A 13,528-nucleotide genomic window follows, 5' to 3' on the forward strand; every position below is an offset into this window, starting at 1 on the left:
GCTGGCTTGCCAGCGAAGAGGTCCGCACATTCACCGAAGAACCTCAGGAATCCCGCTCATTCTCATACCGGTCCAAAGTATCGCGCGCAATCTCCCGCCCCAGCGCGATCAACTCCGGCGCCTTGTAGAACTCGAAAAACCGGCACACCCGCTTCGGCACGTTGATCAGGATGTCCGGCGGATACCCGGCAATCTTGTATTGCGCCAACGAGGTCTGCATCACCTCGAAACTCTGGTTGATCAAGTCCAGCAGCGACGCCGGCCCCACGTTGTCGATGATGAACGACCCTGTGGCCGATTTCGGCGCGCCGTCCTGCTCGGGCGCGGCCGCCGGTTGTTGCGAGTCAGGCTTGGCCGACTCGACCCAAGGGTTGATCTCCGCCGCTTCGGCCAACAGCGCTTCCTTCTCCAGCAGCAGCAATTGCTCGGCCTGCTTGCGCCGGAACGGCATCTTCGAACCCAGGGAATTGATCAGGCTGTCGAAGCGGGTCTTGAACGCGGCCGGGCGCTGGATTACCGGCAACTGGTAGTGACGCTGGTTGGTGGAGTTGAGGTTGACCGCGATGATCAGGTCGCAATGGCTCGACACCACCGGCACGATCGGCAACGGGTTGAGGATGCCGCCATCGACCAGCATGCGATTGCCCTGCATCACCGGCGTAAACAGGCTGGGAATGGCCGCCGAGGCACGCATGGCCTGGTGCAGGCAGCCTTCCTGGAACCAGATTTCCTGCTGGTTGGTCAGGTCGGTGGCCACCGCCGTATAGGGGATGCGCAGGTCTTCGATATTGATTTCACCCACGATCTTGCGGATCTGCCCGAAGACCTTTTCCCCGCGGATCGCCCCCAGACGAAAACTGACGTCCACCAGGCGCAGCACGTCGAGATAATCCAGGCTCTCGATCCAGTCGCGATAATCATCGAGTTTGCCGGCGGCGTAGATCCCGCCGACCACCGCACCCATGGAACAACCGGCGATACAGGCGATATCGTAGCCACGCCGTTCGATTTCCTGGATAACGCCGATATGGGCATAGCCCCGGGCTCCACCCGAGCCCAACACCAGTGCGACACGCTTTTTCATTGATCGCCCTCGTTTGAATGGTTCAACAATGCACCCTTCAAGGGGCCCGCTTCAATCGTCAGGTCGTTCGGTCGCGCGAATGGGTCGTTTTTTCGACACTCCATGGCGGCTGATGGGTATTCTCCCGCCGCAGGGTTTGCGTTGGCGATGGACGGCACTTTTTGCCCGCCAGACCGTCCTACCTGCATGACTGTTTTCCTATCTTTGAGGTGTAAGAAATGAAAGCCTGGATCTGTGTGCCACTGATTGCCCTGGCACTGGCCGGTTGTGCCGGCAAAACCGCCTATCGCGACAGCTGCGGCAGCCAGCTCGATGCCGCGTGGCGAGAGCTGGACCTGGCCAAGGCCGAAGGCTTCGCCGGTACCGTCAGCTACTCCAAGGCGTTGTCGCTGCTGACCGCGGCCAAGACCCAGCAGCAATTCGAAGGCTTCGAGGGCTGCTCGAAAAAGGCCGAAAAGGCGCGTTTCTATATTCGTGAATCGCGCGCGGGGCGATAGAAGCAGCTACAAGTTATAAGCTGCAAGCTGCAAGTGAGTTCGCTTGCAGCTTATAACTTGCAGCTTGCAGCTGTTTAGGGAGTAAACCCCATGATCAACCGGCTGGTCGCCCGCGTCCTGGGCCTGGAAATTCGTCTGCTGGCCTGTCAGGCACGCTTGAGTGCCCATACCGACCCTGAGGCCTTGCACGACTTGCGCACCACGATGCGCCGGTTGCGCAGCCTATTGCGGCCCTTGCGTGGCTTGCCCGGCGTCGAGCAGCTGGAAGTGGCGGCGTCCGCAGTTGGTGACTTGACCACGCCATTGCGCGATCGTGAAGTGATGGCGGCCTACTTGCTGGAGCACGATCAACCGCAAGCCGCGCAGCGACGCATGGCGCAAATGGCCAAGGCTTATCCCGCGGTAGCGACCAGTAATGAGCTGGCGCAGCTGCTGATGATCCTCGATGCCTTCCCGCGATTCCTGCGCGCCGCCCAGCGCCAGGGGTTGCTCAAGGGGCTCGTCAAGCGCATTGAAAAACGCCTGGACAAGCAGTGGAAGAAACTCGACAGCGCCCTGCACGATCCCGCCCATGACCGTCATCGTTTGCGCCTGCTGATCAAGCGTGTGCGTTACGGCATCGACGCCTATCCCGAACTGGATCGCCTGCCCAAGGCCGCCATGCCCCGCTTGAAAGCAGCCCAGGGGGCCCTGGGGGACTGGCATGACTGTGTGCAATGGCTGGCCATGGCCGAGCAGGAGGCGGATCTGCAGCCTTGTGTCGCCGTTTGGCAAACCACCATGGCCAAGGCCGAACAGCGCGCCGACCGCGTCCTGGACAAGCTCAGCGCCGACTGTTTCAAATCCTGAAACCCCCACGGCCCCTTTGTAGGAGCGAGCTTGCTCGCGATGAACGTTAACGATAACGCGTTCATCCTGAATGTACGCGGTGTCCTTGAGTCCATCGCGAGCAAGCTCGCTCCTACAGGGGCACAGACGGCTCATCTGTCAGTCAAATTGACCGGAATAGGCACTGTACAGCCTCCGTGAGCTGGTTAAGATCCCCTCATCTTTTTCCTTTTCTTGAGGTCTTCATGCGCTTTTGCGATCTGCTCGACGCTGTCCGCCGTCAGCCACGCGAACTGTCTATCCCGGCCGGATGGGCACAAGGGCGCGCCAGCTTCGGCGGCCTGGTGGCCGCTCTGCAATACGAAGCCATGCGCGCCCAGGTGCCGGCGGACCGGCCGGTGCGCTCGCTGGCGATCACCTTTGTCGGCCCGGTCGAACCCGACGTGCCGGTCAGTTTTGAAGTCGATGTACTGCGCGAGGGCAAGGCCGTCAGCCAGGTGCTGGGCCGGGCGATGCAGAAGGGCCAGGTGGTGACCCTGGTCCAGGGCAGCTTCGGCGCCTCGCGTCCATCGCAAGTGAAGGTACAGGCAGAGCCGGCGCCAGAGATGAAGCATTGGGAGGACTGCCAGGAACTGCCTTTCATCGAGGGCGTGGTCCCGCAATTCATGCAGCATCTGGCAATGCGCTGGAGTGTTGGCGGGCTGCCGTTTTCCGGCAGTACATCCCGTCAGATGGGCGGCTGGGTGCGCTTGCGCGGCGATGTGAAGGAGGAGCCGGTCACCGAGGCGCATATCCTGGCGCTGGTCGATGCCTGGCCACCGGCCCTGATGCCGTTCCTCAAGCAACCGGCGATGGGCAGCACGCTGACCTGGACCATCGAATTCGTCCAGCCGTTACTGGCGCTCAGCACTCTGGACTGGTGCAAATACCTGGTTGAAACCGAACACGCCGCCGACGGCTACGGCCATGCCGCCGCGAAACTGTGGGACGAGGAGGGGCGTTTGATTGCCATGAGCCGGCAGACGGTGACAGTGTTCGCCTGATCAATTCGCCTGATCAGTGCCGACGGTGGCGCTCCCGCCAGGCGCGCCACCAGCCGCCGCTGAGGAAAAATCGCGGGAAGGTCAGGAACTGCTCGACCAGCAGGCGCGATACCGCGTCTTTGCGATCGCTGAACGGCTCGGAGGCTTGCAGCTCCAGGGTATGGCCGTGACGCTGCAAACCCAGTGCGGCGATCACGCCGATGATGCCGATGGCGAAGTTCGCCAGGTTCAGGCCGAACACCCCGGTGACGATCAGCAGGAACGCGACGATGAACAACGGCACGGCGATCAGGTGCAGCACCAGGTTGGTCGGGTGCTGGTGATTGTTCGGGTAGGCACGCCATTGCCAGGCGGGAAGGTTGGGGTGACGTTTACCCATGATGCTGATCCTCGATCCATGTTGAACTGATGAATCAAGGATAGGCCCGGTCATTGCAGGCGGCGAATCAAGCTTGGCTATCGAAGCGATAGCGATCATGGGCATTCTCGATGTTGGCCGTTACAGCTTGAGCTGCCCGATCGCCTTGCTCAACTGACCGGCCAACGCCGCCAGCTCATCACTGGTGGTTGCCGAACTGACAGTCTGGCGCACCGTGTTCTCGGTCACATCGCGAATGCTCACCACCGCGCGGTTCATCTCTTCGGCCACCTGGCTCTGTTGCTCGGCCGCCACGGCGATCTGGGTGTTGCTTTCGCGCATCTGCGCCACCGCCCCGGTGATCTGCGCCAACGCGGCCCCAGCCTCCTGCGCCTGCTGTACGCATTCGTCGGCCTTGAATGAACTCTCCTGCATGAAGTCCACCGCATCGCGAGTGCCTGATTGCAACGCGGACACCATCACGGTGATTTCATCGGTGGAGGTTTGCACACGCTTGGCCAGGTTGCGCACTTCATCGGCGACCACCGCAAAGCCACGGCCCATTTCACCGGCCCGGGCCGCTTCGATCGCCGCGTTCAGCGCCAGCAGATTGGTCTGCTCGGCAATGCTGTGAATCACATTGACCACCCCGTTGATCTTCTGACTGTCCTCGGCCAGGCGCTGGATCATCTCGGCGGTCTGCTGCACCCCGGTCGACAGCCCGGCAATCGATCGCTGCACGCGCATCACCACTTCCTGGCCGCTGCCGGCCAGGGTGTCGGCCGATTGCGACAGGTCGCGGGTGGCACCGGCGTGCTGGGCGATGTGATAGACGGTAGCGGTCATTTCATTGATGGCCGTCGCCGCCTGATCGGTTTCGCTCTGCTGGCCCAGCATGCCGTGACGCACTTCATTCATGCTCGAGGCCAGGCGTGCGGCACCGTCGTCCAGTTGCCGGACCGTGCTGGCGACGGTGCCGACCACGCGTTGGTAACCGGCCTGCATGGCGTTGAAAGCGTTGGCCATCTGCCCGACTTCGTCGCTGCAGGTCAGCGGGACGCGGGCCGACAGGTCGCCGGTTTTTTCGACGTGCAGCATCACGTCCTTCAAGGTATTGAGCTGGCTGAGCAAAAAACGGATCAACAACTGTGAGGCGCCAAGCATCGCCAGCATCAGGATGAACACCGCCACCGCATAGTTGGCGAAACGCTCGCCAAACACCTGGGCCAGGCTTGGGCCATGGGCAATCAGCGCGACCCGCTGACCATCAACGCGGGTGAAGACTTCGGCGCCGATCGGCAGGTTGTCACCGACATACGGCAGCGCATTGAGCTCGACCCAGCCGTTGGCATCGGCCAGTGCCTGCAGCGGCTGGCCGTTGAGCATCGGTGCCTGGCCCTGATCGAAAGTCAGCAGATGCTCGGCCCTGGGCAGCGGCTGCCCGGCAGGCCAGTCTGCGAGCAGTCGCGCCTGAGCCTGGGCCGATGCCTGGGCGGCATGCCTGCGGGCCTGTTGCTCGAGGTGCACGGCATAAAACACCAGCAGCAGCGTGGTGACGAAGGCGACCGCATTGACCGCCCAGAATTTGTACTTCAACGAGATGTTGCTAAGCCAGGCACCCATGGAGGTCTTCTCTGATAGCGGAAACAGTTTTGGCAAGGTGCCATTATTGTGCCGCTACTCGTAGGCTGATCGCTTGATGTGGGTCAAGATCACGAGCAATGTTTGCTCGCCGCCATCGCCGGGCGTAATGCGCTATCCTTCGCGCCCAGAAATTTACTTGCTACAGGATCCGCCTCCATGAAAGCCGCACTCATCGAACTCATCAGCAACATCAGCTCCGGGTGCATGGGCGATGACGAAATCGAGAAAGTCGCCGACGAAGCGGCCCAGGCCTACGCTGATCCAGCGGCTTTCCTGAGCGCCAACCCGGACATCAACTACGACGATACTTTCCCGATCCCGCTGGGTGAGTGGGTGGTCGTTGGCAGCCTGCCCGAGACCGTGCTGTTCCAGGCCGACACCTACATGGACCTGTTTGCCCAGATCGTTGCCTCGTTCGGCCCGGGGGTGGAGTTCAATCTCAAACCCAAGCAGCTGGCCAAGACCGAAGCCCTGACCGCGCTCAATCGCATCCAGGTGCAGATGAGCAGCCTGAACAAGGAAAACGGCGGTTACACGCTGATGAACTTCAGCCAGTTGCTGGATGATGAACTGCAAGTGGTCCTGGTCTACGGCAATGCCGTGCCACGGGTACTGGAGCTGTGCGCCGAAGTCGGCATCGCCGCCGCCCCCTCGCTGGAAGCCTTGAAAGTGGCGATCCACGTCTGAATCGGTAAAGCTGTCAAAAAAAAGGAACCCTGGTCAGGGCCGGCTATCCTATGAGGGCATACCACTCTTCGGGAGCGTCATCATGGGTTCCACGTTCAATAGCCTGGTTGGCCTGATCATTCTTGCCTTGGACATCTGGGCAATCATCAACGTGCTCAAAAGCGGCGCCGAGACCGGGATGAAGATCTTCTGGGTGCTGTTGATCCTGTTGCTGCCGGTTCTGGGCCTGATCATCTGGGCCATCGCAGGGCCGCGAGGAAATGTACGCGTCTGACGAAAGAACACTCGCCGGAACATTTGCCCGGCGTCCAAGGTCGAGATAGATGTAGGCCCATTCATGGGTTTTATCGAGGAGGCACCGATGCAAAAGTGGAAAGTCACTTTCGTGGATGATCATGGTGAAGTAATCGACGAAGTCTTCGAGTGCGAGGAGTGCCCGAATCACGAGCAGGCCGCCAGACTCATCAAGGAACGGCTCCTTCCTGTGGCCGCCGAACTGGATCTGAATGATCTGGAGGGGCGAACCAGCGATGCAGGCGTAAAAAACCTGAAAACCCAGAACAGTATCGAAATCCGCAGCATTACCCCCATCTGAACCACTTCTTGTCCTTGACTGCTGTAAAACCAGGCCTTGGCAGCGCCTCTATCTTGGGGCTACTCTGCAATCGAGATCAGCGAATGGATCGCTAAGGTCTGGTCTTGTCAGCTCCATGCTTGTTTCCCATCGACATCTGGTTGTCGATTCGTGCGTACCCTCTGGGTCGCGCACCCAGGGAGTACGGAAAGTCTATCCATCAGTTTGAGGAGGACGTTTCATGAGCACAGCCTATCAAGAAGACATCAGCAGCAGTGTGCTGCGCCGCATGAAAGAAGGCGGTTTCGACTTTTCCCGGTTCCATCCCATCGAGTTCTACGCCATTTTCCCGGACGAGGAGCGGGCACGCAGGGCGGCAGGACATTTCCACCGTGGTGAATCCCTGGATGCGCAAGTCAGTGTGCGCGACGATGGCGCCTGGGCGCTGGAGTTGTGCAAGGTCATGTATGCGACCTACGACGACATCGGCGATTTTGAACAGGGTTTCGAGGCAGTGGTAGAGCCTCTGGGCGGTATCATCGAAGGCTGGGGTGTGAAACAGGAGGTACGAGGGCGACTCGCATAATCTTATGAACAGTGACACTCGGCAATGACGGCTGACCTTCGGGTTGGCCGTTTTCGTTTGTGCCGATGGGAAATTCCACACGGCTTTGCAGGAGCCCGGCAAGCCGGCTCCTACAGACTATGCTAGTGATGGGCGACAACAACGCCTTGCAATGAAGCGGGGGCAGTCAGGTTGGGGCATTTGCCGCACAGGATTGGTGCGGTGCTCGCGTAGTGAATATCCAACCGATTGAAATCTAAGCGTTTCTGCCGATGGCACGGGCCTTGCGAAGGCCTGGATGTCCGGGTGACAAGGAGTACGGCATGATCCGCACCTATTTTGATGAAATGTACGATGCCGGTGGCCAGGTCCGCCCGCATTATCGGGAGTTTGCCCGTTGGCTGGCCGAAACGCCTGACGAGCTTCTGGCACAACGGCGACGCGAGGCCGATCTGTTGTTTCATCGCGCCGGGATTACCTTCACGCTCTACGGTGATGAGCAGGGGACAGAGCGCCTGATTCCCTTCGACACCATCCCGCGCAGCATCCCCGCCAGTGAATGGCGGGTGGTCGAGCGCGGCTGCATCCAGCGGGTCAAGGCGCTGAACATGTTCCTCGCCGACCTCTACCACGAGCAACGCATCATCAAGGCCGGGATCATTCCCGCCGAGCAGGTGCTGGCCAACGAGCAATACCAGTTGGCCATGCAGGGGCTCGACCTGCACCGGGATATCTATTCGCACATTTCCGGCGTCGACCTGGTGCGCGACGGTGACGGCACCTACTACGTGCTCGAAGACAACCTGCGGACACCCAGCGGCGTCAGCTACATGCTCGAAGACCGCAAGATGATGATGCGCCTGTTCCCCGAGCTGTTTGCGGCCCAGCGCATCGCCCCGATCGACCATTACCCGAACCTGTTGCTCGACACCCTGAAAAGCTCCAGCCCGATCGATAACCCGAGTGTCGTGGTGCTGACACCGGGGCGCTTCAACAGCGCATTCTTCGAGCATGCGTTCCTGGCGCGGGAAATGGGCGTCGAGCTGGTGGAGGGCGCGGATCTGTTCGTGCGCGACGACAAGGTGTTCATGCGCACCACCGACGGACCCAAGGCCGTCGACGTGATCTACCGCCGTCTCGACGATGCGTTCCTCGACCCGCTGGCGTTCAATCCCGATTCGATGCTGGGCGTGCCGGGGCTGTTGTCGTCCTATCGTTCCGGCAATGTCGTGTTGGCGAACGCCATCGGTACCGGGGTGGCGGACGACAAATCGGTGTATCCGTTCGTCACCGACATGATCCGTTTCTATCTGGACGAAGAGCCGATCCTGAAGAACGTGCCCACGTGGCAGTGTCGTAATCCATCTGAACTTTCCCACGTTCTGGCCAATCTTCCAGAGCTGGTGGTCAAGGAGACCCAGGGCTCCGGCGGCTACGGAATGCTGGTGGGGCCGGCGGCCACCGCAGCGGAAATCGAAGCCTTCCGCGCGCGCATCATCGCCAAGCCCCATGCCTACATCGCGCAGCCGACGCTGTCTTTGTCGACCTGTCCGACCTTTGTCGAAAGCGGCATCGCACCACGCCACATCGACTTGCGTCCGTTTGTATTGTCTGGCCGCGAAACCCGGGTCGTACCCGGCGGTTTGACCCGTGTCGCCCTGCGCGAAGGCTCCCTGGTGGTGAACTCCTCCCAGGGCGGCGGAACCAAGGACACCTGGGTGGTCGAGGAATGAAGGAAGCCTGACATGTTAAGTAGAACTGCCTCGGATTTGTATTGGATGTCGCGTTACCTGGAGCGGGCGGAAAACCTCGCACGGATGCTCGACATCAGTTATTCGCTGTCGCTGATGCCGCAGGATGGCCGGGGCGACGGCCTGCACGAACTGGCCATGCCGCTGCTGATCACCGGCACCCTGGATGATTACCTCGAACGCCACGGCGCGCTGCATGCCGAACGGCTGTTGCATTTCTTTGCCCTGGACGCGGAGAACCCGGCGAGCATCTACAGTTGCCTCGGCGCGGCGCGGGCCAGTGCCCATGCAGTGCGTGGGCGCATCACCGCCGACATGTGGGAAAACATCAACGCCACCTGGCTGGAGATTCGCGGCATTGCCCAACAGGGCCTGAGCCGCTACGGCATGAGCCGTTTCTGCGAGTGGATCAAGGAGCGTTCCCACCTGTTCCGTGGTGCGTCCTACGGCACCATCATGCGCAATGACGCGTTCCGCTTCATTCGCCTGGGGACGTTCATCGAACGCGCCGACAACACATTGCGCCTGCTCGATGCCCGCTACGAAATGGCCGGCGATCAGGCCGAAGCGGTCAGCGATGGCACGGCTCACGCCTATTACCAGTGGAGTGCGTTACTGCGCGCGTTGTCCTCCTTCGAGGCGTACACCGAGATCTACCGTGACGCGCCCGGTGCGCGGCATGTGGCCGAGTTGCTGCTGCTGCGCGCCGATGTGCCGCGCTCGTTGCGCGCCTGCACCGAAGAAATCGACCAGATCCTCGCCCAGCTTCCGGGGGCCAACGGCCGCCCGGCACAGCGCCTGGCGGCGGAGATCGATGCGCGATTGCGCTACACCGGCATCAGCGAAATTCTCGACGAAGGCCTGCATGCCTGGCTCACCGAGTTCATCCCGCTGGTGCGCCAGCTGGGCAATGCCATTCACAGTTCCTACCTGGAGGCTGCATGAGACTTTCCATAAGCCACGAGACCACCTATCACTACGAGGATCAGGTGCGGGCGAGCATCCAGTACCTGCGGCTGACCCCCCACGACAGCGAGCGCCAGCACGTGCTCAGCTGGCAGCTGGATCTGCCGCGGCCAGTGCGCGCGCAGCTTGATCCGTTCGGCAACATCCTGCATGTGCTGACCATGGACGAGCCCCACGAGGCGATCATCATCGGCGCCCGTGGCCAGGTCGACATCGACGAGCTGCGCGAGGCCGAGCACGAGAGCCAGTCGGCCTTGCCGTTCCTGCGTTTCACCCGGCTGACCGAGGCCGATCAGGCACTGCGCGCCTTCGCCGACAAGGCGTGCAAGCAGCGCCGCGATCGCACGGCGCTGATCGACTTGATGCACGGCCTGAACCAGCACATGACCTACACACCGGGCGCCACCGAAGTGGACACCAGCGCCGCGCAGGCTTTCGCCGGGCGTTCGGGCGTGTGCCAGGACCACACCCACGCATTCCTCGCCTGCGCGCGCAGCCTGGGCATCCCGTCGCGTTATGTGTCGGGGTACCTGTACAGCGAAAACAGCGAACACCTGGCCAGCCATGCCTGGGCCGAAGCCTGGCTGGATGACGCCTGGTACAGCTTCGATGTGACCAATGAACTGGCGCGACCGGAGCGGCACCTGAAACTGGCGGTGGGCCTGGATTACCTGGACGCCTGCCCGGTGCGCGGCATGCGCCGCGGGGGTGGGTGTGAGCAGATGCATGCGAAGGTATTCGTATCGCCGACGCCGATGCCGGTAATTTCCGTGCAACAGCAGTAATTCGCTGGTTCGCTCACTGTAGGAGCTGCCGCAGGCTGCGATCTTTTGACGTTGATTTTTCAAGATCAAAAGATCGCAGCCTGCGGCAGCTCCTACAAGGGGGGGGGCATGTTCAGGGATTAACCTTGCGCCCGACCATATGCTGCAAATACCCCACCAGCATCCCCAGATCTTCATCCGGCAACACCTCGGCCGAGAACCCCGGCATCTTCGCCTGGGGCCACTGGCGCAAACTCTGCGGGTCGCGGATATAGCGCTTGAGGAAATCCGCGCCGAAATACTCGGTGGGGTTGAAGGGAATATTCAGGTCCGGGCCGAACTGCGCATCCCCGGCGCCATTCAAGCGATGGCACGCCAGGCAGTTTTTCTGGAACAGCGCAAAACCCTGGTTGACCGGATCATCGGCCTTCAGCGCAGGATCCGGCAGCAGGGCAGGGAAGCGCTCGGCCACGGGGGCCATGCGCTTGATGCTGGCGACCTCGAACGGCCATTGTTCCGGGCTGATGTTGCCTGCCCGCGGATCGGTCCAGACCAGGTAAAACGGCCCGGCGCTGTGCTTGCCTTCCGCCAGCGGTGGCCATGGCTTGGCGGGGTCTTCGATCGCCAGCCAGGCACGCGCGCCCTGGGTGTTGAGCAGCGGGGCGGCCGCCAGCTCGGCGGCAAAGCCGTCCAGCGCCACGGCTTGCAGGTGGTCGTCAGGCTTGATGTCGGTCAATAGCGCGGCCAGCGGCACGGCGCGGTAGGCCATGTCACGCTTGTAGGACACGTCATTGCTGATGTTGATGGTCTGCACCTGAGGGTGCTTGAGCAGCTCCTCGGTTTGCCACGTGCGACTGTTCGCGCCCAGCTCCAGGTTCAGCTGTGCGGCATGAAGAGGCGTGCTGAGCAGCAGGGCCCCGAACACAATGAGCGTTTTCAAATGATCGCCATCCATGTCGTGGAAGTGCCGCAAAGGTTGGCACAGCCACGCTGGCCCGGGAAGGAAGCCAGTTACGTTTTTACTTGGCGATAAAACATCTGGCGCCGTTTTCCAAAGAACGACTATCCGATCACCTTGGTCAGGTTCGGCAAAATCAACAACAGAGTGGTGGCGAAAAGAATGAGCCCGGCTTGACGAACTTTCGATTGTTTGAACATGGCTGACCGCCTTTTTTTTGTTATTTCCTGATGCCTGCCTGCACATCTCCTGACGGCAAACGCTGCACTTCCTGTAGGACGAGCGCCTCGGCAAAACCCGACGACAACTTCGTACACCTTCACCTTAGAGCCCGCGTCACGCTTGGTTTAGATCCATTTAGTATGGTGTTCTCACAAGATGCTATTAAAAAGGCATGAGGCCTATTGCCAGCTTCTTGGGCGGCCTTTTGCTAGACACCTGCGTGTCCTGAACCGGTTCACCGGCTGCGGGATGACCGTCCGTCTGAGCGTGAGCGTCAATGCCAGTGAGCGCTGCGGTCATTGAATCCATGACGCCATGGGCCAACAGTGAGGGCTGTATTTTTCTCACCTGCATTGCGGTTCGAGGACGTCATGACCCAAGCTTTCATTTTCGACGCGTTACGTACGCCCCGTGGCAAAGGCAAGGCCAACGGTGCCTTGCATGGCGTCAAGCCGGTGAGCCTGGTGGCCGGGTTGCTCACGGCGCTGCAACAGCGAACCGACCTGGATACCAGCCAGGTCGATGACGTGGTGCTCGGTTGCGTGACGCCCATTGGCGATCAAGGCTCCGACATCGCCAAGACCGCGGTCCAGGTGGCGGATTGGGACGTCAGCGTGGCCGGTGTGCAGATCAATCGTTTCTGCGCCTCGGGGCTGGAGGCGGTGAACCTGGGGGCGATGAAAGTCCGTTCCGGTTTCGAAGACCTGGTGGTGGTCGGCGGCGTCGAGTCGATGTCGCGAGTCCCCATGGGCAGCGACGGCGGGGCGTGGGCGCTGGACCCGGCAACCAACCTTCACGGCCATTTCATTCCCCAGGGTGTGAGCGCCGATCTGATCGCCACGCTTGAAGGCTTCAGCCGTCAGGACGTCGATGCCTATGCGCTGCACTCGCAACAGAAAGCCGCGCGGGCGCGGGCCGATGGCTCGTTCAAACAGTCATTGGTGCCGGTGCAGGACCAGAACGGCATCATCCTGCTCGATCATGATGAATTCATCCGCGCCGAATCGACCCTGGAAGGCCTGGGCAAGCTCAAGCCTAGTTTCGAAATGATCGGACAAATGGGTTTCGACGCCACCGCGCTGCGGGTCTACAGCCAGGTGGAGCGGATCAATCATGTCCACACCCCCGGCAACAGTTCCGGAATCGTCGATGGCGCGGCGTTGATGTTGATCGGCTCCGAAGCCAAGGGCCTGGCGTTGAGCCTGCAGCCACGGGCGCGGATCGTCGCCACGGCGGTCACCAGCACCGACCCGACACTGATGCTCACCGGCCCCGCGCCGGCCACCCGCAAGGCGTTGGCCAAGGCCGGGCTGCGGGTCGAAGACATTGACCTGTTCGAGGTCAACGAAGCGTTTGCCTCGGTGGTGTTGAAGTTCATCAAGGACATGGCCATCGAACCGGACAAGGTCAATGTCAACGGCGGTTCCATTGCCATGGGCCACCCGTTGGGCGCAACAGGCTGCGCCATTCTCGGCACGCTGCTCGATGAGCTGCAAGCCCGGCACCTGCGTTATGGCCTGGCGACCCTGTGTGTCGGCGGCGGCATGGGCATTGCCACCATCATCGAACGCCTCTGAACCCGGACTT

15 protein-coding genes are annotated in these 13,528 nt (G+C 61.2%); 11 read left to right on the plus strand and 4 right to left on the minus strand.

What is annotated here, in order from left to right; genetic code table 11:
• Window positions 1-43: 43 nt before the first annotated feature.
• Window positions 44-1,084, minus strand: a complete 1,041-nt coding sequence (locus tag ACM6I6_RS23755; RefSeq protein ID WP_274073125.1) for a patatin-like phospholipase family protein — start codon at window positions 1,082-1,084, stop codon at window positions 44-46.
• Window positions 1,085-1,302: 218 nt separating this feature from the next.
• Here ACM6I6_RS23755 and ACM6I6_RS23760 point away from each other — a divergent pair, with 218 nt between their 5' ends.
• The 3 genes from ACM6I6_RS23760 (at window position 1,303) to ACM6I6_RS23770 (ending at window position 3,452) form a co-directional block, all read left to right on the plus strand.
• Window positions 1,303-1,581 carry a hypothetical protein gene (locus ACM6I6_RS23760; protein WP_008061821.1) on the plus strand — a complete coding sequence of 93 codons (279 nt, stop codon included), beginning with the start codon at window positions 1,303-1,305 and terminating at the stop codon, window positions 1,579-1,581.
• Window positions 1,582-1,671: 90 nt separating this feature from the next.
• Window positions 1,672-2,430 carry a CHAD domain-containing protein gene (locus ACM6I6_RS23765; RefSeq protein WP_274073126.1) on the plus strand — a complete coding sequence of 253 codons (759 nt, stop codon included), beginning with the start codon at window positions 1,672-1,674 and terminating at the stop codon, window positions 2,428-2,430.
• Window positions 2,431-2,654: 224 nt separating this feature from the next.
• The gene (locus ACM6I6_RS23770; RefSeq protein WP_414920788.1) at window positions 2,655-3,452 is read left to right on the plus strand and encodes an acyl-CoA thioesterase; all 798 of its coding nucleotides are present in this window, start codon (window positions 2,655-2,657) and stop codon (window positions 3,450-3,452) included.
• A 13-nt stretch (window positions 3,453-3,465) separates the two neighbouring features.
• Here ACM6I6_RS23770 and ACM6I6_RS23775 read toward each other — a convergent pair whose 3' ends face one another.
• Both ACM6I6_RS23775 and ACM6I6_RS23780 read right to left on the minus strand, forming a co-directional pair.
• On the minus strand, window positions 3,466-3,831 hold the full coding sequence (locus ACM6I6_RS23775; RefSeq protein WP_323607071.1) for an Mpo1-like protein: 366 nt from the start codon (window positions 3,829-3,831) through the stop codon (window positions 3,466-3,468).
• A gap of 120 nt (window positions 3,832-3,951) precedes the next feature.
• Window positions 3,952-5,433, minus strand: a complete 1,482-nt coding sequence (locus tag ACM6I6_RS23780; protein WP_414920789.1) for a methyl-accepting chemotaxis protein — start codon at window positions 5,431-5,433, stop codon at window positions 3,952-3,954.
• Between the two features lie 177 nt (window positions 5,434-5,610).
• On the opposite strand from ACM6I6_RS23780, the gene ACM6I6_RS23785 reads away from it, so the two are divergent.
• From ACM6I6_RS23785 to ACM6I6_RS23815, 7 genes are all read left to right on the plus strand, one after another.
• Window positions 5,611-6,141, plus strand: coding sequence for a hypothetical protein (locus ACM6I6_RS23785; RefSeq protein WP_274073130.1), 531 nt, complete (start codon window positions 5,611-5,613; stop codon window positions 6,139-6,141).
• Between the two features lie 82 nt (window positions 6,142-6,223).
• Window positions 6,224-6,415 carry a PLDc N-terminal domain-containing protein gene (locus ACM6I6_RS23790; RefSeq protein WP_008061810.1) on the plus strand — a complete coding sequence of 64 codons (192 nt, stop codon included), beginning with the start codon at window positions 6,224-6,226 and terminating at the stop codon, window positions 6,413-6,415.
• 87 nt (window positions 6,416-6,502) lie between these two features.
• The gene (locus tag ACM6I6_RS23795) at window positions 6,503-6,736 is read left to right on the plus strand and encodes a hypothetical protein (RefSeq protein ID WP_274073131.1); all 234 of its coding nucleotides are present in this window, start codon (window positions 6,503-6,505) and stop codon (window positions 6,734-6,736) included.
• 220 nt (window positions 6,737-6,956) lie between these two features.
• Window positions 6,957-7,301, plus strand: coding sequence for a ribonuclease E inhibitor RraB (locus ACM6I6_RS23800; protein WP_007971898.1), 345 nt, complete (start codon window positions 6,957-6,959; stop codon window positions 7,299-7,301).
• 302 nt (window positions 7,302-7,603) lie between these two features.
• Window positions 7,604-9,013, plus strand: a complete 1,410-nt coding sequence (locus tag ACM6I6_RS23805) for a circularly permuted type 2 ATP-grasp protein (RefSeq protein WP_408598085.1) — start codon at window positions 7,604-7,606, stop codon at window positions 9,011-9,013.
• A gap of 12 nt (window positions 9,014-9,025) precedes the next feature.
• The gene (locus ACM6I6_RS23810; protein ID WP_274073133.1) at window positions 9,026-9,976 is read left to right on the plus strand and encodes an alpha-E domain-containing protein; all 951 of its coding nucleotides are present in this window, start codon (window positions 9,026-9,028) and stop codon (window positions 9,974-9,976) included.
• The gene (locus ACM6I6_RS23815; RefSeq protein ID WP_323607075.1) at window positions 9,973-10,782 is read left to right on the plus strand and encodes a transglutaminase family protein; all 810 of its coding nucleotides are present in this window, start codon (window positions 9,973-9,975) and stop codon (window positions 10,780-10,782) included. The genes ACM6I6_RS23810 and ACM6I6_RS23815 overlap by 4 nt, the downstream gene beginning before the upstream one ends.
• Before the next feature lie 112 nt (window positions 10,783-10,894).
• On the opposite strand, the gene ACM6I6_RS23820 is transcribed toward ACM6I6_RS23815, so the two are convergent.
• Window positions 10,895-11,716, minus strand: a complete 822-nt coding sequence (locus ACM6I6_RS23820; RefSeq protein ID WP_406591560.1) for a c-type cytochrome — start codon at window positions 11,714-11,716, stop codon at window positions 10,895-10,897.
• 596 nt (window positions 11,717-12,312) lie between these two features.
• Here ACM6I6_RS23820 and ACM6I6_RS23825 point away from each other — a divergent pair.
• Complete coding sequence (locus ACM6I6_RS23825; protein WP_323607077.1) at window positions 12,313-13,518, plus strand: acetyl-CoA C-acetyltransferase; 1,206 nt, start codon at window positions 12,313-12,315, stop codon at window positions 13,516-13,518.
• The last annotated feature ends 10 nt before the right edge of the window (window positions 13,519-13,528 follow it).

It is taken from the genome of Pseudomonas sp. IT-P218 (genome assembly GCF_949767605.1).
GTDB classification, from domain to species: Bacteria; Pseudomonadota; Gammaproteobacteria; order Pseudomonadales; family Pseudomonadaceae; genus Aquipseudomonas; species Aquipseudomonas putida_AE.

Excerpts from the sequence above, each read along its gene's own strand:
- ACM6I6_RS23755 (WP_274073125.1), bottom strand. The coding sequence starts at position 1,084 with ATGAAAAAGCGTGTCGCACTGGTGTTGGGCTCGGGTGGAGCCCGGGGC.
- ACM6I6_RS23765 (WP_274073126.1), top strand. The coding sequence starts at position 1,672 with ATGATCAACCGGCTGGTCGCCCGCGTCCTGGGCCTGGAAATTCGTCTG.
- ACM6I6_RS23815 (WP_323607075.1), top strand. The coding sequence starts at position 9,973 with ATGAGACTTTCCATAAGCCACGAGACCACCTATCACTACGAGGATCAG.
- ACM6I6_RS23805 (WP_408598085.1), top strand. The coding sequence starts at position 7,604 with ATGATCCGCACCTATTTTGATGAAATGTACGATGCCGGTGGCCAGGTC.
- ACM6I6_RS23790 (WP_008061810.1), top strand. The coding sequence starts at position 6,224 with ATGGGTTCCACGTTCAATAGCCTGGTTGGCCTGATCATTCTTGCCTTG.
- ACM6I6_RS23820 (WP_406591560.1), bottom strand. The coding sequence starts at position 11,716 with ATGGATGGCGATCATTTGAAAACGCTCATTGTGTTCGGGGCCCTGCTG.
- ACM6I6_RS23800 (WP_007971898.1), top strand. The coding sequence starts at position 6,957 with ATGAGCACAGCCTATCAAGAAGACATCAGCAGCAGTGTGCTGCGCCGC.
- ACM6I6_RS23795 (WP_274073131.1), top strand. The coding sequence starts at position 6,503 with ATGCAAAAGTGGAAAGTCACTTTCGTGGATGATCATGGTGAAGTAATC.
- ACM6I6_RS23760 (WP_008061821.1), top strand. The coding sequence starts at position 1,303 with ATGAAAGCCTGGATCTGTGTGCCACTGATTGCCCTGGCACTGGCCGGT.
- ACM6I6_RS23785 (WP_274073130.1), top strand. The coding sequence starts at position 5,611 with ATGAAAGCCGCACTCATCGAACTCATCAGCAACATCAGCTCCGGGTGC.
- ACM6I6_RS23780 (WP_414920789.1), bottom strand. The coding sequence starts at position 5,433 with ATGGGTGCCTGGCTTAGCAACATCTCGTTGAAGTACAAATTCTGGGCG.
- ACM6I6_RS23810 (WP_274073133.1), top strand. The coding sequence starts at position 9,026 with ATGTTAAGTAGAACTGCCTCGGATTTGTATTGGATGTCGCGTTACCTG.
- ACM6I6_RS23770 (WP_414920788.1), top strand. The coding sequence starts at position 2,655 with ATGCGCTTTTGCGATCTGCTCGACGCTGTCCGCCGTCAGCCACGCGAA.
- ACM6I6_RS23775 (WP_323607071.1), bottom strand. The coding sequence starts at position 3,831 with ATGGGTAAACGTCACCCCAACCTTCCCGCCTGGCAATGGCGTGCCTAC.
- ACM6I6_RS23825 (WP_323607077.1), top strand. The coding sequence starts at position 12,313 with ATGACCCAAGCTTTCATTTTCGACGCGTTACGTACGCCCCGTGGCAAA.